Origin of the sequence: Chryseobacterium luquanense, from assembly GCF_026460945.1 — a bacterium.
GTDB classification, from domain to species: Bacteria; Bacteroidota; Bacteroidia; order Flavobacteriales; family Weeksellaceae; genus Chryseobacterium; species Chryseobacterium luquanense.
Genome location: NZ_JAOVZV010000015.1, coordinates 50,776 through 66,095, shown reverse-complemented (window position 1 = coordinate 66,095; position 15,320 = coordinate 50,776). Strand labels below are relative to the sequence as shown.

Sequence of the window (15,320 nt, the reverse complement as noted above, 5' to 3'; positions counted from 1 at the left end):
CTAATTTAATAGAAATTCGGCAATTACAGGATAGTGATCTGATAATTTTACCGAATAATCTACTTTGTAACTTTTTGGAATTATATTTTTTGAAGTGAATATGTAATCAATTCTCAATGGAAACTTATAATCATGAAAACTTGTTGAGCTTCCATTTCCAGCTTTTACAAAGGCATCGTCTAAGTTTTTTCCTAAATTGTAATATTCCCAGGAATTGGGAACCGAATTAAAATCTCCCGCAAGAATTACAGGATAAGGCGAATGATCAACTGCTCTTCTGATTTTTCTCACTTGCTCTTCATGTGTTCTGAATGTTGGGATCAACCTCGAAAAAATAGTTTTAAACTTATTTTGTTCCTTTTTGTTTGAATTTTCATCTTCCATTCCAAGCATATTTTTATTTAATCTAAAAGGTTCCAGATAAACATTAATTATTCTCACAATTTTACCGTTGATTTCTACATCGGCATAAAAAGAATTTCCTTTTGATTGATCGTTGATTAAATCTGCCTGTCTTAAAATTTTATGTCTTGTTTTTAGAATAACGGAAGGATATTTTACCAAATCCGGTCTTACAGCCCTATTTGTATCTTTTTCCTGAACCAAAATAATGTCTGCATTTTGATCTGTGATATATTTTTTCACATTTCCCCAACCTGAACTTCCGTATTTTACATTATAAGTCAGAACCTTTATATCTGTTTTTGTATTAATAATATCGGAATTCTGAGGCGAAAAATTAATCCATCTTCTTACCGGGTTATAAAAAATAAATGTTGAAAAAATAAAGATATAAGCAATTTTTTTCTTTTTGAAAATCCAAATTATAGTAAATATTAAATGAATTAAAATTAAATAAGGAAAACATAAAGAGAGAATATTGAGTTTGCTAAAGTAAGTCGGAGCGATCCAAGCGTTTGCAAATGTGCAGATTAAAAAAAATAAAACACCTAAGTGTAAAAGTAAAAAAATAGACAGCCGCTTCATGAAACTCAAATATGAGTTTTGGGCAACAAAAATTTTGCCACTTAATGATTTTTAGATTAAAGTGATTGATTTAATTGATTTTAAAGGTGGCAATCACAGGAAAATGATCGGAAAGATGTACAGAATGATCAACTTCATAAGTCACAGGTTGTATAGATTCTGACGTGAAAATATAATCAATTCTTAAAGGATATTTATAATCATGAAAGCTTGTTCCGCTTCCTCGACCGACTTCGTAAAAAGCGTCTTTTAAACCTTTTGAAGTTTCATAATATTCATAGGAATTGGGAACCGAATTAAAATCTCCTGCAACAATCACAGGATAAGGAGAATTGTCAATCGCTTCGCGAAGAATTTTCACTTGCTCTTGGTGCGATTTGAAAGTCGGAATCAATTTTTTGACAACACCTTTTACTTTTTGCTCATCTTCTTCACCATTTCCATTAAGCTTTACCATACTTTTTAAAAATCCGAATGATTCTAAATGAACATTGAAAACGCGATAAATTTTTCCTTTAATTTCAAGATCTATTTGTGCGCATTGTGCAGTAATGTCTCCATCAGAAAGGTTTTCAAAAAGGTTTTTTCGGGAAACAACTTTGTAATTGGTATATAATGAAATAATAGAAAGATCGTGTTTTCCTATACCGTTTTTAAGTTTCAGTTCACCACCATCACCATATTCCTGTATGAAAATTAAGTCAGCATTCTGCTTATCAATGTAATCGATGATTTGTTCACTGCCTAATTTCCCTCCTTTTATGTTGAAAGTAAGAACTTTGAGGTTTGCAGTTTCTTTACTTTCAGAGGAATAATTAATCCATCTTTTTACAGGATTCAAAAAAAACAATCCTAAAAACATAAACACAAATGCTCTTTTTTTCCAACTGAAAATCCAGAAAAATGTAAGTAAAATATATGCTATTACTAATATCGGAAACCCTAAAGACAATAAATTAAACCAAGGAAAAATTTTCGGCGGAATGTAAGCATTCAGTAAAACTCCCGTTAAAAGAAATAACAATCCCAAATGCAGTAAAAGAAGTATTAATCGGAAAATTTTCACAATAAATTAATTAAATCGATACAAATGTTTCTTCCAGACTTTAGCTAAAATAAATCCTACGATTGCTCCTCCAACGTGAGCTAAATGGGCAATTCCTCCTGCATTTCCAGTAACTCCCAATGCGACCGATCCAATAATAACAATCGGCAAAACGTATTTTACTTTCACAGGAATCGGAATAAACATAATTCCAATTTTAGCATCGGGATATAAAGTTGCAAAAGCTGCAATTACTCCAAAAATAGCCCCTGAAGCACCGACCATTCGGCCAAATATAATTGGGTTTATATCTTTACTAATCAATTCTTGAACCTTCAACGAAACCTGAGCATTCGCAAAGCTTTCTGGATCAGAAATATATCCTTGAATGTCAAATCCCAAATTACTTAATTGAGAATAAGCATCTTGATATTCTACAAAATTCCATAAGTTAAAAAGGAAAAATGCTCCTAATCCACTTAAAAAATAGAGAATTAAATATTTTTTGACTCCCAGACTTTGCTCTAAAATAGGACCGAAACTGAACAGAGTAAACATATTGAAAAGAATATGCATTGGACTTCCATGCATAAACATATGTGTAATAATCTGCCATGATTTAAATTGTGGTGATAAGGGGAAATACGCAGCCAAATAAAAATCAAGCTGTGGGATTATGAGTGCTGCAATATAAACTACAATATTTAATATTATTAAATTTCGGGTAATTGGCGGTATATTATTAAACATCTACTTAAAATTTATTTTTAAAATCATTAAACGGAACTTCGTAGAAACATCTTTTTCCGTTGGGTAAAAATTCGGGGAAACCGAGAGCGGTAAAATCTTTAATTAATTGCTCTGCATCAACTTTATAAATAAAATCAAAACGGGATTTCGACTGCATTTTGTTCCATTGGTTTTGATAAAACTGTAAAAATTCTTCCTCAGTTCTGTATTCTAAAATTTCAAAAAGATTCTCTAAAAATTTCATCACCTGAGATTCTTTCAAACCTTCCGGAACAGCCTCAATTCTCAAAACATTTTCATGAGCAATACTCATTTCAAATCCCATTTCGGGAAGATATTTTTTGATTGATTTATATTTATTCTTTTCAATCTCATTCATGTGATATTCCAGAGAAAACAATAGAGACTGACTGTTAGTGTTGGTTTTCTTTGCAGATTTATTATTTTCTGAAACCAAAAGACGGTGCATTCTGCCTAAATCAAGCATCAATGTACAATCTCCTTTATTGAAAAGCCAATATCCGTTGGGAAGTCGCATCAAGTCTTCATCAAAATCTTCATCTTCAAACAAATTTATTTTTGAAGGTTCTGCAGAAATATTCTGATGATACATTTCCGCTAAGTTCTGAATTTCTGCTTTTGAAGTCTGTCTTTCTTCCAAAAACGGATTGTAATCACGGTCAACAATAATTTCAGGCATTTTAATATTTGCTGAATTGCTTTTGCTCGGAAAGCTTTTCTGCATGATTTCATCCAATTGTGGATCTCTTTCAAAATCTAAACTTGGCGCAACATTGTAAATTCCCAAAGAACGCTTAATGGTCGAACGAAGCAAAGCAAAAATAAGATGTTCATCTTCAAATTTCACTTCTGTTTTTTGCGGATGAATATTGACATCTATTTTTTCAGGATCCAATTCTAAGAAAAGAAAAAAAGTAGGAATATATCCCGGCATTAGCAATCCTTCAAACGCTTCCTGAACCGCTTTGTTGAAATACGGGCTTTTAAAAAATCTTCCGTTTACGAATAGAAATTGTTCACCACGCGTTTTCTTGGCACCTTCAGGTTTGGCTACGAAGCCATGAAGTTTGCACCAAAGAATATCTTCTTTAATAGGTATCAACTGCGGATGAAGTTTTCTGCCAAAAATATCGACAATTCTCTGCATCTGAGTTCCTTTTCTCAGTTTAAAAACAGGGTCGTCATCATGAAAAAGAGAAAATTCCAGATTTTCGTGGGCTAAAGCAACACGCTGAAACTCATCAATAACATGACGAAATTCTATATTATTATTTTTAAGAAACTTTCTTCTTGCCGGAACATTGTAAAAAAGGTTTTTCACCAAAAAATTAGAACCTTCTGAAGTTTGAGCAGGCTCTTGAAACTGAAAAACTCCACCTTCGATGTAAATATTTGTTCCTAAAGTGGTTTCTTGTAATTTCGTTTTAAGCTCAACCTGAGCAACGGCAGCAATCGATGCCAAAGCTTCGCCACGGAAACCTTTTGTGGCAATTTTAAATATGTCTTCGGTTCCTCTTATTTTTGAAGTGGCGTGTCTTTCAAATGCCATTCTTGCATCGGTTTCAGACATTCCTTTTCCGTCATCTACAACCTGAATGAGGTTTTTCCCGGCATCTCTTATAATCAGCTCTATTTTTGTAGCTCCCGCATCAATGGAATTTTCCAAAAGTTCCTTTACAATTGAAGCAGGACGCTGCACCACTTCACCGGCTGCAATTTGGTTGGCTACATGATCGGGTAAAAGCTGAATAATATCTGACATAAATGAGTAATGAACTTACAAAAATAGGCAAAGCAAATAAGATTCAAAACAGTAAAACAATGAATTAAGATTAAGTTATCCCTAACTTTTACACAATTCTATTAAAAAAAGCCCCTAATTGTAAACAATCAGGAGCCCCAAACTAAGTATATACAATTTGTGCTGTCCAAATTTTAATTAAAATGACGTTACATCATTTTTTCCTCTAAAACCAATTTAGATTTTTTAGGCTTTTCCTGTTTTGCTGATACTTCTGCGCTCCCATGAATCTTATCATAAAGTATAGACAGCAGGTTAGGTTTTTGGTATATTTTAGAATACCTGTAATTGGTATAGAAGTGTCTCAAGTGGATTTTGTAAAAATCATAACCGATAACGACAACCAAACAAACACTTATTACATAAAATACACTGAATTCTAGGGAATAATAAGTCAATCCCGAGAAAACCGCTCCTGCAACATAAGCCAACATTACGCTTGATAATAGTTTAGCTCTTGCAATAAGCTCAGGGTTTTTTCTGTATTTTTTATGTGTAAACATTGATACTAAGATTCCTAAATCAGTTGTTGTACCGGTAAGGTGAGTGGTTTTAACCAAGAAATTAGATATACTTGCTGTTAAACCATTCTGCAAACCTGTGGCGAATAACATTAATCCGACAAGAACTTCAGCTTCTTCCAAAGTTTTCTGATAATAATGATGTCCGTAAAAACCAACGGCTAACAAACACAGAATTTCTAAAACCAACGGCATTGCATGCGCAAAATATTTACTTTTCCTATTAAAATTAATAACGAAAAAGTTAGCGGTAAAACTTCCGAAGAAGAAAAGGAAAATCCAAGCTCCGACTACGGCAACCTGATTCCAGTTTCCTTTACTGATTTCTGCTGCAAAAACAGCGTAATGTCCCGTTACGTTTGATGTAAAAGAGAGAAATATTAATAGAGATGCAATATTTATAGTTCCTGCTGTAAAAGCAGTCAGCGTCCCCAGTCTAATGTTGTCTCCCAACGTCCTGCTGTTACTATAATTTCTTAACATTTTTTAAATTTTTAAAAAGTTTATTCTTTAATTTTAATTAAACTTCAACGAAAACTTCCGCTAATCTGCCTTTTTCCGGCATAAATTGAGGAGTTCCAAATACCACTTCCTGAGAAGAAAGGTCTTTGCATTTCTTGATGTAAGGAGAAAGATCAAATTTTCCTTTGGTATTTTTGTTTTTCAGCGATGTTGAATAATACGCTTCTGTAATTTCTTCAGCTTTCACATAATTATTAAAAGCTCTTTGGAAACTTCCCGAGAAAATATCGCAAACAATTTTGTCTACTAAATGAGGGTATTTATTAACGATAATTCCGTAAGCGTCGCAGAATTCTTTAGATCTGATTTTGCTGAAAACGGTAGATTTTGTATTGAAAAGAAGATCTCTGATAGAATCTCCCATATCATAGCCCGATACAAGTAGAATCTTGTACTGAGTATCATTTTCTTCTGCGTTTTTCTCTTTTAAAACTCTTTTTAAAATATTCAAAGACTCAAGAGAATAATCTGTTGCTATTAAAATGGTTTTGATCATATCTTTAGATTTAGTTGTGTAACATCTTTTGATACTACAAAACTATACCTGTAAGATTAGAAGGTCTTTGGAACGAAATTAAAATGTAATTAAAGAGATTAAAATGAGATTAGAATTTCATTTTAAAAATGCTTCATTTTGAAGCTAAGATGGATTTTCTTCCTTCTGAGTACCGTAAATAGTAGGAAAACGCATTTGCACAGTTGTTCCCTGATTTTCATGTGAACTCACAAGCAATTCTCCGTTATGCATTCTCACAATGTTTCTTGCTAAAGGAAGTCCGATACCGTAACCTTCATAATTTCGGGTGTTGGAAGCACGGAAAAACGGATCATAGATTTTATTCATTTCAGACTCGGGGATACCGATTCCGTTGTCTTTCACAATGATATAAAGATCGGTATCTGTTGCGCCCAACGAGACTTTTACCTGTTGATGATTAGAATATTTACAACCGTTATTGATAATATTGGCAACCGCTAAATGAAGAAGCTGCTCATTTCCTTGAACTTTCAGTTTTTTCGGATTGTCAGGAAGCATACTGATGTCGAGATAAATATTATTTCGGGAATCTATTTTTCTTAAAGTTTCAATAACATCCCATAAAAGTTGATCGATTCTTACTTTATCGATTTTCTGAATTCTGCCATCAAATCCAGTTTGTGCAATTAAAAGAAGTGCTTTGATTTTTTTGTCAAGCTTTTCTGCTTCATCAAGAATGATTTCAAGCGTTTCTTTATATTCATCAGCTGTTCTGTTGATAGAGAGTGCGACGTCCGCTTCTCCCATTATCGAAGTGAGTGGGGTTCGAAGTTCGTGTGAAACATTTCCAATCAAATGATTTTGGGTTTCAAAAGAAGTTTCAATTCTTGTCAACATCGTGTTGAACGTTTCCACCAATTCATTTAATTCTTTGTTGTCTGGTTGAGGTTCAAGTCTTAAATGTAGATTTTCAGAACTGATTTCTTTTACTTTTCCAGTGATTTTAAGAATGGGTTTAAATAAAGTTTTAGACAAATAAAAAGAGAAAATCATGCTGAAAAAGATGGAAAGAATCATACATGTAATCAAAGTCCTTTTTAAAAACCCAAGATAATGAACGACGTAATGGTTTTTTGCCGAAGCAATTGCGATATAGTCTTTGTTTTGATACCTAAAAGATTGTCCGATATAATAAAATTCAGAATCATTGAAATTGGCTTCACCTCTTCTGATAATATTTTTAAAAAAAGAATCTGGAATGTGAACTTCGTGCGAAATCTTTTTAAAATTTGAATCTGTTGGAACGGCAAAAACATAATCTCTTTCCATAGGAAGCTCTTCGTCATTTCTGCTGTTGAGAATGTAATTTTCGGGAAGATCAAGATGTTCTTTACCTTTTTCAATCTGTACAATCGTCGTCGTACGGATTTTAAGCAATTCATAAAATCTCTGATGTGAAAAATTTACAATAGAAAAGTACACAGATCCACCAAAAATCAAGATAACGGTTGTAAAAACAACCATCAAAAGTACCATTGTTTTGGTTTGATTGGTAACGACTCTATTAAACATTTTCTAAGGTTTTTTTAAAACATATCCCATTCCTATTACGGTGTGAATGAGCTTGTTGTCTTCATGATTGTCTATTTTTTTTCTTAAATAATTAACGTAAACATCGACAACATTGGTTCCCAATTCGTAATTTACGCCCCAAACTGCATCCAAAATTTCAGCTCTTGATATTACTTTTTCAGGATTGTTTAAGAAATATATCAGAAGCTTATATTCAGTTGAGGTTAAAGAAACTTCTTCACCTGCACGAATTACTTTTTTGGAGTAATCATTCACAATTAAATCTGAAAACTTAAAAACGTACTCGTTTTCTTCTTCATTTTCCGTAGCTTCCGGAGTGGAAATCGGATTGCTTCTGCGCAAAAGTGATTTTACACGAGCAACTAATTCAATAAACTTGAAAGGCTTAACAAGATAATCATCGCCACCGTTTTCCAGACCTAAAACGATGTTTTCTGAGGTTCCTAAAGCGGTTAAAAATAAAATAGGAACACTTTTATTGGTTTTTCGGATCTCTTTGCAGACATCCAAACCGTTCATTTCGGGCAGCATAATATCAAGGATAACCAAATCGAAATCGTTTTCCTGCACCAAACTTACACCTGTAAGACCGTCGAAAGCGACAGAAATTTCATATCCTTTTTCCTGCAGTCCTTTTTTAATAAAAGAGACAACGCTGGTTTCATCTTCAATCAGAACAATTTTTTTCATAAAAAACAGTGAACTTCACAAAAATAGGAAAAAGATTGGAAACAAGATTTTGTATTTAAACACAAAAGACGAATGTGAGATTCGCCTTTTGTTATATATAAAGTGTTTTTTTAGTTTTTATTTGAAATAGATAATTAGTTACACCCTGAACAATATGATCTGTCTACATATTGTTTGCTGTTTCCGGTGTAATAATAACATCCGCCTCTTTTACCAACATATAAAGTGTGTCCGTTATAAGAGCAATCTTTACTTCTTGAGGCTGTGGATGATTTTTTCGCTTTGCTTTTTTTGCTTTTCTTTTTAGGTTTTGCTGTTGAAAATTCTGTTTTAGCTGTTGCTGAATTTTCTGCTGCTAAAAAATTTGCTGGTAATAATAAGCCTAATCCTAAAAGGCTTGTAAATAGTAGTTTTTTCATGGTTTTAATGTTAATTTATATTAGGTTTAGTTATAAATCTTTCGGAAATGTCTTTTTCGTCAAGAATCTGATTGTTTGGTAAGATGATTTGAAAATTTCCTGTGATTGGGTTTTCAATAAAATGAGCTCCTGCTCTACAATTTTCAAATCTGTATTTAAATGCTTTTAAGCCTGAAATAATTCCATTGTTAATTGTTTCTTCATAAACATGTTTTGAACAACTCTTCCTGAAAATACATTTTCTTCTTTTTGAAGCAGGAATTATTAGCCAATAAATTTTAATGCTTAATAGCAGAAAATATTTCATTTGTTTCTTTTGTAAAAACAGCTACTTGGTAAGATGTCATATATCCTGGTTTTTGTTGACTTATCCCAAAACAACCTTCTATAGGCTGAATGTATGTTGAAACACTTTCTAATCTTAAATATTTCCAACCTTGTGCAGAATGAACGATTATTAAATTTTCTAATTGTTGAGCAATGATATTTGAGCTCATATTTTGCTGATTTGCGGTTGCAACAAATGGGACGACTTTATATTCCATAATTGATTCTGATTTTAAATTTTTAAAATCCAGTGGCTAATTTGAATAGCCACTGGGGAAATTTTAAGCATGTTGGATTAATTCCCAAGTAACGGCTTTTCCATCATAAGGCGGCATTCTGTTACCGTTTGAGATCGGGGCAGTTGTAGACGGGTTTCCGACAACTTTCCAAACTCCTGATTCAGGACAATTCTCACCTGTTTTTGCTTTTGTTCCTAATGGTTTTCTCATTTTGAAAAATTTTAATTGTTTAACATTCCAAAAGTATAACCCTTTGAAAAGCAATCCTTACGGGAAACCGTAAAACAAAAAAACCTTTCAAAATATTGAAAGGTTTAAAGGCTAATTGAGATAAATTATATAATTCCTAAATCTTTGCAGAAAGCGACGAGTTGCTCATTGTTACTGACTCCGAGTTCTTCTTTTAGTGTATTGATTTTCTTTTCAATGCTGCTTAAACTATTGGGTTTTATATTGTTGTTTTGTAAGAAAATGGGAATGTTTTTTTGTAAAACTCCTTGAGCAAGCAATGAAACCAAAGTAATGTCATACGTTGTAAATTCGTAATTATTTAGTTTTTTAATATCCTGTTTAAGGTCAAGCGAAAGGTAATTTTCATTATTGTAAACAGATGCGATTGCTTTTTTTAATTCCTTTGAATCATGTCTTGCTTTTCGTACATAGCCATTAATTCCGTAATCGGTAAATAAAGAATCAATGATTCCGGATTTATGCTCTGCAGAAAAAACAATTATTTTTAAATCAGGCTGCTCTTTTCGGATGGCTGAAATCAATTCCCGACCGTCTTTTAATTTTTGAGGAAGATGATCTTCTTCGTAATAAAGATCTGTGATTAATAAATCATAAGGTTGTTTTTCACGGATTGATTTTTCGGCTTTTGCTAATGCATCATCACAATAATAAACATAGTCAAAATTGGTGATATTGAGTTCTTCTAATGTTTTTTGAACAGAAATATTGATGCTTTCGTGATCTTCGGAAATTAAAATTTTTTTAAACATTATTTATTTTTTTAAGAAACAGGAAATGAAATATTAATTTTCAATCCTTTTTCGGTTTTGGTGTCAAAAATAATTTTTCCGTTGATGCTTTCTATACGGGAAACCGTATTTGATAATCCGTTTTTGAAAGTTAACTCATCTGAAACGCCGATCCCGTTATCGGAATATCCGATATTTACCTGATTATCTATTTTTTCAAATTTAAAAATAACATTGGTTGCTCTGCTGTGTTTTTTCATGTTAACGAGCAATTCACGGATTATTTGATAAATTTCGGTTTTGGTAAATTCTGTAATGTTGTGCCATGTTTTTTCTTCATTTCCAACGGTAAAAGTGTTGACGTTATCATTCTTAAAAGATGCGATGAGGTTTGAAATTATTTGTCCGAATTCCTGACCAGGAGAATCTGGTTTTTCGTAAGAAATATCTCTGGATTTTTCATAGACAAATTCCAATTCATCAAGCGCTTCTTCTTTACTGAAACTATCTTGATTTTCAATTTTTGTCATGACTTGGTAGATTCCGTTGGCAACGACGTCGTGTACTTTTTTGGAATATCTAAGTTCTGTATTTTTTACTTCAAGTTGTTTTTCTTGTTCCTTTTCTCTTCTAATATTTTTCTTTCTTTTTTCGTTCCAGAAAAAGCCTGTGATTAAGATGATTGCTAATGACACAATGCTAACAGATTGTTTAAAACTTTGTGTTTTTAGAGTTTGGTTTTGAGCATTTTTCTGTTCAACATCATATCGTACAACTGCAAACTGATTTTTTGCTTTACTCCTTTCTGTCTGGACAATTGTGCTTATGGAATCTAATTTTTGAAAACTCTCTAAATAGTTTATGGGGTCAAGTTTTATAATTTTTTTTAATGCTAATATCTGGTCTTTTGAACTTTTATTTTTATTTGCAGATAAAAGCATTTTTTTTGCAAAATCTAATGATAATGATTTGTCTTTTAGTATGAAATATTCAGATAGAGTTTCATAACTTGAATTTAAACCTTCATTATCATTATTGTTTTTTCTAATTTCCAAAGCTTTATATAATTCTGGGAGAGGATTATAGTTTTTATTATTTAAATACTTTGCTTTAGCTAAATTATTAAGAGCCATCGAGTAATAACTTGGTTCTTTTGCTGAAATTGCTTTTTCCAAATATTTTTCTGCTAAACTAAATTTTCCTTGTGTTATTAAAACATCACCAATATTATTGTAACAAATAAATTTAAGGCTATTGTTTTCATCAATATATTCTAAAGTTTTAAAATAATACTTCAATGATTGATCAAAATTTTTAAGAAAGTTTGATGAAAATGCAATGTTATTATAATTTGTAGCTAAGGTGCTCCTTGTTGTACTATCTTTTACTCTTTTAAGGTATTTGTTTGCTTCAAGTGATGATTCTATTCCTCCATAAAAATCACCTTTTTGGGTTTGGATCATAGCCATATTTACTAATGATTTCCCTGCACCCAAAGAATCTTTGATTTTTAAATAATCATTTTTGGCTAAATTATAGTAATAAAAAGCTGAATCTAAAACTTTGGACTCTCTAAAAAACCTTGCATATTTATAATTAGTATTATCTGTTGACGTTATTTTATCATTCTTGCAAGAAGAAATAGTTAATAATAAAATTATTGGGAATAAGTATTTCATTAAAATTAGTTTTACCCGCAAAATAATAAAAAGGACAGATTTATGCAATCTGTCCTCCTATTTATAAATTTTAAGGTCTTGGAGTTGGAGGAGGAGGCAATTGTCCTGAGTTTCCTCCGACTGGTTCTCCGTCTCCTCCTATCCCCGTTCCCGGATCAATACCCGTTCCGCTTCCGCTTTGAGTTGTTACTGTACCTCCGTTGTTATCGCAATTTGTTGTATTTGCATTATTATTTCCGAATGCTAAACCTAATAGCATTAATATTAACTGTATCATTTTCAAAAAATTTAATGTTAAAGCATTCGTGTTCTTCCTTGCGAAACAGATCACAAGTGGTGTTACACGATTAAAAAAATTGAAGCGCTTCTAAATTTTTTGGGAAGTGAACCTTCAAAAACGGAAGAGAAACATCTGCTTCCCAACCCGGAGTTTTCTTCCGTTTTATCAGGTGATTTTAGAAATCAGTTTTTAGTTTTTTTCTGTCTGATTTCTTTTACAAATATCTGATAGATATATCCGAATCTACGGACAGAGGATAGACAAGGGAATAAGTGTAAATGCTTGATTTTTATGGGAAACCATAATCTAGTTGTCTAAATTTTGTCTAACTTGGACAGCAATAACTAATAACCTAAATTATAATGTACAGTAAGAAGAAACTTTTAGTGGAAACGGTCTTTGAAACTGCAAAAAAGGAGCTTCCACGAGCGAGTATTAATTCCCTTTCAAACTATTTAAGTAACCTCTTTGATGATAGATATGATTTTTCAAGAGACGAGAGATCGTTTACGAGGTATTATAAAAGCTTAGTACAAGACGGAGAAGACTATAATATCGATGATATCACACTACTTTATTTAAGTAAATATATCGGTTATAAGGATTTTGAGGATTTTTGTAATAAAGTAAATATAGAAGGAGGAGATGGTTCAACAACTTTTAAGTTAGGTTTTAGTGATACGTTTTCTGAACAAATCCCTCAAGTTAATATTACCGTTAATCCGACATTCAAAATGCCCGAATTCATGAAGAAAAACGGAATGGGAATTATGGAAATTGTACTTTTATTATGTCTTACGACGGGAGGTATTGCCTTTTCAAAGAAACCAAATAATCAAATTCAGGGATTTGCGGGAGTTTTTCCGTCGGAACAGAAGTGTATGTATTGGGATAAAAGTGAATATAAACCTGTAGATTGTCAGGATAAAAATCCGATTTACAATCACATGATTCCTTTTGATTATGAAAAGATGACTTATTTTAAAAGAATTGAGAGAAAAGATACTTTGACGTTTGAAAACGCATACGGAAAAGTTTGGTATTCAAAATGTAATGGGGTAGTGGAGTTTTTTTTGAGTGATGGTATTGATCCAAATAATGGGCGTGAATTAAGAAAAGCTACTGAATATATTATTGACAAATACGCAGGAACGACAGAAGAAATGGAATAAAAAAAGCGAAGAAAAATCTACGCTTAAATTTTGTTTTTAATTTAATTCTAACATTCCCAATTCTCCGAAATGCTTTTTGAACTTTTGGATTTTAGGACCAACAATTGCACTGCAGTATGGCTGAGTTGGGTTTTCATTATAATATCCTTGATGATATTGTTCGGCTGCCCAGAATTTTTCGAAAGGTGAAATTTCTGTCACATAAGTTCCAGACCATCTGTTTGATTCCTGAGAAGTTTTGATGGATTCTTCGGCTTTTGCTTTTTCCGCTTCATCTTTGTAATAAATTACCGAACGGTATTGAGTTCCGATATCATTTCCCTGTCTGTTTAGTTGAGTCGGGTCATGAAGAAAGAAAAACACATCCATCAACTGCTCATAAGAAATTAGGGAAGAATCGTAGGTTATTTGAACAACTTCTGCATGACCGGTTTCTCCTGTGCAAACTTCTTCGTACGTCGGATTGTCTTTATGTCCTCCTGAATAACCTGAAATGGCAGATTCTACACCTTTCAGCATATTAAAACAGCTTTCCACACACCAAAAACATCCACCTCCAAAAGTGATTTGCTGCAAATTATTTTTATCCATTTTTTAGCTTGAATTTTATATTTAGATAGTTTCTTTAAACCTATTTCAGATTGATAAAAAAACTTATCAAAAGTAAGAAAATATTGAGCCAAAATTGAACTATGTTAGGTTTTAAACACAAATTACGATGATAGATTTCACAAATAATCTCAAATAAATGCTTGCTTTAAATAATAATGAAAAAAGCATCCCAAAAGGATGCTCAATATTATTTATAAATTAAATTATTTTTCCCAAACCAAAGCACTTGCTCCTAAAATAGCAGCATCAGCTTCGTCAAGTTCAGAGAAAACCAATCTTACTTTATTTCTGAAAATTGGAAGAAGATTTCTTTCCATGTGAAGTTTTGCAGGTTTTAAAATGAAATCTCCGGCTTTAATAACTCCACCAAATAACAAAATTGCTTCAGGAGAGGAGAACATTACGAAATTTGCCAATGCTTCACCCAATTTCTGACCTGTATATCTAAAAACTTCAATCGCAACAGGATCTTCTTTTAATGCGCATTCGTGAACAGTTTTAGAATTAATTGCTTCTTCAGGAAACTGATTCAACATAGAATCCGGAAATTCTGCTCTCATTTTTTTTGCTGTAATAGCAATTCCTGTGGCAGAAGCATAAGCTTCAAGGCTTCCTTCAGAACCCGTACTCCAGTGTTTTCTTCCGCCAGGTTTTACGATGGTGTGACCCAATTCTCCGGCAAAACCGTCGTGACCATAAATTAAATTTCCGCCAGAAACAATTCCGCTTCCCACACCTGTTCCCAAAGTAATCATGATGAAATCTTTCATACCTCTTGCTGCACCGTACATCATTTCACCAAGCGCTGCAGCATTTGCATCGTTGGTCATTTTGCAGGGCTGACCGAATTTTTCTGTCATCAGATCTGCAAATTGAATTACGCCTTTCCAGGGAAGATTAGGTGCCTGTTCGATAGTTCCTCTGTAGTAGTTTGCGTTGGGAGCTCCTACACCGATTCCTTCAATCATTTTTTCTACACCATGCTCATCGATTAGCGGCTGAATTTCTTTATATAGCGCATCAATAAATTCTTCGGGAGTATTGTACTGATCGGTGGGAATAGAACCCTTGGCTAAAATTTGGCCTCTGTGATTTACTAAACCAAATTTAGTATTGGTTCCACCGATATCGATACCTAATGCAACCTGTTTTGACAAATCTACTACTGACATTTTCTTATTGTATAATTTCGAGGCAATAAATT

18 protein-coding genes are annotated in these 15,320 nt (G+C 32.6%); 1 reads left to right on the top strand and 17 read right to left on the bottom strand.

Annotated features, from left to right (window positions below):
- The 15 genes from OEA66_RS12870 to OEA66_RS12800 all read right to left on the bottom strand — a co-directional run bounded on the left by OEA66_RS12870 (window position 1) and on the right by OEA66_RS12800 (window position 12,329).
- The gene (locus OEA66_RS12870; protein WP_267281756.1) at window positions 1-987 is read right to left on the bottom strand and encodes an endonuclease/exonuclease/phosphatase family protein; all 987 of its coding nucleotides are present in this window, start codon (window positions 985-987) and stop codon (window positions 1-3) included.
- 70 nt (window positions 988-1,057) lie between these two features.
- Window positions 1,058-2,053, bottom strand: coding sequence for an endonuclease/exonuclease/phosphatase family protein (locus OEA66_RS12865; protein ID WP_267281755.1), 996 nt, complete (start codon window positions 2,051-2,053; stop codon window positions 1,058-1,060).
- Window positions 2,054-2,059: 6 nt separating this feature from the next.
- Window positions 2,060-2,782 (bottom strand): rhomboid family intramembrane serine protease, encoded by a 723-nt coding sequence (locus OEA66_RS12860; RefSeq protein ID WP_267281754.1) that lies wholly within the window; start codon window positions 2,780-2,782, stop codon window positions 2,060-2,062.
- A gap of 4 nt (window positions 2,783-2,786) precedes the next feature.
- Window positions 2,787-4,565, bottom strand: coding sequence for a DNA mismatch repair endonuclease MutL (gene mutL / locus OEA66_RS12855; protein ID WP_267281753.1), 1,779 nt, complete (start codon window positions 4,563-4,565; stop codon window positions 2,787-2,789).
- Between the two features lie 188 nt (window positions 4,566-4,753).
- Entirely contained in the window at window positions 4,754-5,608 is an 855-nt protein-coding gene (locus OEA66_RS12850; protein WP_267264048.1) for a YoaK family protein, read from the bottom strand.
- A gap of 37 nt (window positions 5,609-5,645) precedes the next feature.
- Entirely contained in the window at window positions 5,646-6,143 is a 498-nt protein-coding gene (locus tag OEA66_RS12845) for a hypothetical protein (protein WP_267281752.1), read from the bottom strand.
- Between the two features lie 144 nt (window positions 6,144-6,287).
- Window positions 6,288-7,697 (bottom strand): sensor histidine kinase, encoded by a 1,410-nt coding sequence (locus OEA66_RS12840; RefSeq protein WP_267264050.1) that lies wholly within the window; start codon window positions 7,695-7,697, stop codon window positions 6,288-6,290.
- 3 nt (window positions 7,698-7,700) lie between these two features.
- Window positions 7,701-8,408 carry a response regulator transcription factor gene (locus OEA66_RS12835; protein ID WP_267281751.1) on the bottom strand — a complete coding sequence of 236 codons (708 nt, stop codon included), beginning with the start codon at window positions 8,406-8,408 and terminating at the stop codon, window positions 7,701-7,703.
- Between the two features lie 134 nt (window positions 8,409-8,542).
- Window positions 8,543-8,827 carry a hypothetical protein gene (locus OEA66_RS12830; RefSeq protein ID WP_267281750.1) on the bottom strand — a complete coding sequence of 95 codons (285 nt, stop codon included), beginning with the start codon at window positions 8,825-8,827 and terminating at the stop codon, window positions 8,543-8,545.
- A gap of 10 nt (window positions 8,828-8,837) precedes the next feature.
- Window positions 8,838-9,134, bottom strand: a complete 297-nt coding sequence (yidD, locus tag OEA66_RS12825) for a membrane protein insertion efficiency factor YidD (RefSeq protein WP_267281749.1) — start codon at window positions 9,132-9,134, stop codon at window positions 8,838-8,840.
- Entirely contained in the window at window positions 9,106-9,372 is a 267-nt protein-coding gene (locus OEA66_RS12820) for a hypothetical protein (protein WP_267281748.1), read from the bottom strand. The genes yidD and OEA66_RS12820 overlap by 29 nt, the downstream gene beginning before the upstream one ends.
- A gap of 63 nt (window positions 9,373-9,435) precedes the next feature.
- Window positions 9,436-9,603 (bottom strand): hypothetical protein, encoded by a 168-nt coding sequence (locus tag OEA66_RS12815; RefSeq protein ID WP_267281747.1) that lies wholly within the window; start codon window positions 9,601-9,603, stop codon window positions 9,436-9,438.
- Window positions 9,604-9,728: 125 nt separating this feature from the next.
- Window positions 9,729-10,394, bottom strand: a complete 666-nt coding sequence (locus tag OEA66_RS12810) for a response regulator (protein WP_267281746.1) — start codon at window positions 10,392-10,394, stop codon at window positions 9,729-9,731.
- Between the two features lie 11 nt (window positions 10,395-10,405).
- Window positions 10,406-12,052, bottom strand: a complete 1,647-nt coding sequence (locus tag OEA66_RS12805; RefSeq protein WP_267281745.1) for a tetratricopeptide repeat-containing sensor histidine kinase — start codon at window positions 12,050-12,052, stop codon at window positions 10,406-10,408.
- 70 nt (window positions 12,053-12,122) lie between these two features.
- Window positions 12,123-12,329, bottom strand: a complete 207-nt coding sequence (locus OEA66_RS12800) for a hypothetical protein (RefSeq protein ID WP_267281744.1) — start codon at window positions 12,327-12,329, stop codon at window positions 12,123-12,125.
- Between the two features lie 365 nt (window positions 12,330-12,694).
- Here OEA66_RS12800 and OEA66_RS12795 point away from each other — a divergent pair, with 365 nt between their 5' ends.
- Window positions 12,695-13,504, top strand: a complete 810-nt coding sequence (locus tag OEA66_RS12795) for a hypothetical protein (RefSeq protein WP_267281743.1) — start codon at window positions 12,695-12,697, stop codon at window positions 13,502-13,504.
- Window positions 13,505-13,540: 36 nt separating this feature from the next.
- On the opposite strand, the gene msrA is transcribed toward OEA66_RS12795, so the two are convergent.
- Together msrA and OEA66_RS12785 are read right to left on the bottom strand one after the other, a co-directional pair.
- Window positions 13,541-14,095, bottom strand: a complete 555-nt coding sequence (msrA, locus tag OEA66_RS12790; RefSeq protein WP_267281742.1) for a peptide-methionine (S)-S-oxide reductase MsrA — start codon at window positions 14,093-14,095, stop codon at window positions 13,541-13,543.
- A gap of 224 nt (window positions 14,096-14,319) precedes the next feature.
- A complete protein-coding gene (locus OEA66_RS12785; RefSeq protein ID WP_267281741.1) occupies window positions 14,320-15,288 on the bottom strand; it encodes an ROK family protein in 969 nt (322 codons plus the stop codon).
- Window positions 15,289-15,320 lie beyond the last annotated feature (32 nt).

Excerpts from the sequence above, each read along its gene's own strand:
- OEA66_RS12815 (WP_267281747.1), bottom strand. The coding sequence starts at position 9,603 with ATGAGAAAACCATTAGGAACAAAAGCAAAAACAGGTGAGAATTGTCCT.
- OEA66_RS12810 (WP_267281746.1), bottom strand. The coding sequence starts at position 10,394 with ATGTTTAAAAAAATTTTAATTTCCGAAGATCACGAAAGCATCAATATT.
- OEA66_RS12785 (WP_267281741.1), bottom strand. The coding sequence starts at position 15,288 with ATGTCAGTAGTAGATTTGTCAAAACAGGTTGCATTAGGTATCGATATC.
- OEA66_RS12870 (WP_267281756.1), bottom strand. The coding sequence starts at position 987 with ATGAAGCGGCTGTCTATTTTTTTACTTTTACACTTAGGTGTTTTATTT.
- OEA66_RS12845 (WP_267281752.1), bottom strand. The coding sequence starts at position 6,143 with ATGATCAAAACCATTTTAATAGCAACAGATTATTCTCTTGAGTCTTTG.
- OEA66_RS12850 (WP_267264048.1), bottom strand. The coding sequence starts at position 5,608 with ATGTTAAGAAATTATAGTAACAGCAGGACGTTGGGAGACAACATTAGA.
- OEA66_RS12840 (WP_267264050.1), bottom strand. The coding sequence starts at position 7,697 with ATGTTTAATAGAGTCGTTACCAATCAAACCAAAACAATGGTACTTTTG.
- OEA66_RS12860 (WP_267281754.1), bottom strand. The coding sequence starts at position 2,782 with ATGTTTAATAATATACCGCCAATTACCCGAAATTTAATAATATTAAAT.
- OEA66_RS12795 (WP_267281743.1), top strand. The coding sequence starts at position 12,695 with ATGTACAGTAAGAAGAAACTTTTAGTGGAAACGGTCTTTGAAACTGCA.
- mutL (WP_267281753.1), bottom strand. The coding sequence starts at position 4,565 with ATGTCAGATATTATTCAGCTTTTACCCGATCATGTAGCCAACCAAATT.
- OEA66_RS12835 (WP_267281751.1), bottom strand. The coding sequence starts at position 8,408 with ATGAAAAAAATTGTTCTGATTGAAGATGAAACCAGCGTTGTCTCTTTT.
- OEA66_RS12820 (WP_267281748.1), bottom strand. The coding sequence starts at position 9,372 with ATGGAATATAAAGTCGTCCCATTTGTTGCAACCGCAAATCAGCAAAAT.
- yidD (WP_267281749.1), bottom strand. The coding sequence starts at position 9,134 with ATGAAATATTTTCTGCTATTAAGCATTAAAATTTATTGGCTAATAATT.
- OEA66_RS12830 (WP_267281750.1), bottom strand. The coding sequence starts at position 8,827 with ATGAAAAAACTACTATTTACAAGCCTTTTAGGATTAGGCTTATTATTA.
- OEA66_RS12805 (WP_267281745.1), bottom strand. The coding sequence starts at position 12,052 with ATGAAATACTTATTCCCAATAATTTTATTATTAACTATTTCTTCTTGC.
- msrA (WP_267281742.1), bottom strand. The coding sequence starts at position 14,095 with ATGGATAAAAATAATTTGCAGCAAATCACTTTTGGAGGTGGATGTTTT.
- OEA66_RS12800 (WP_267281744.1), bottom strand. The coding sequence starts at position 12,329 with ATGATACAGTTAATATTAATGCTATTAGGTTTAGCATTCGGAAATAAT.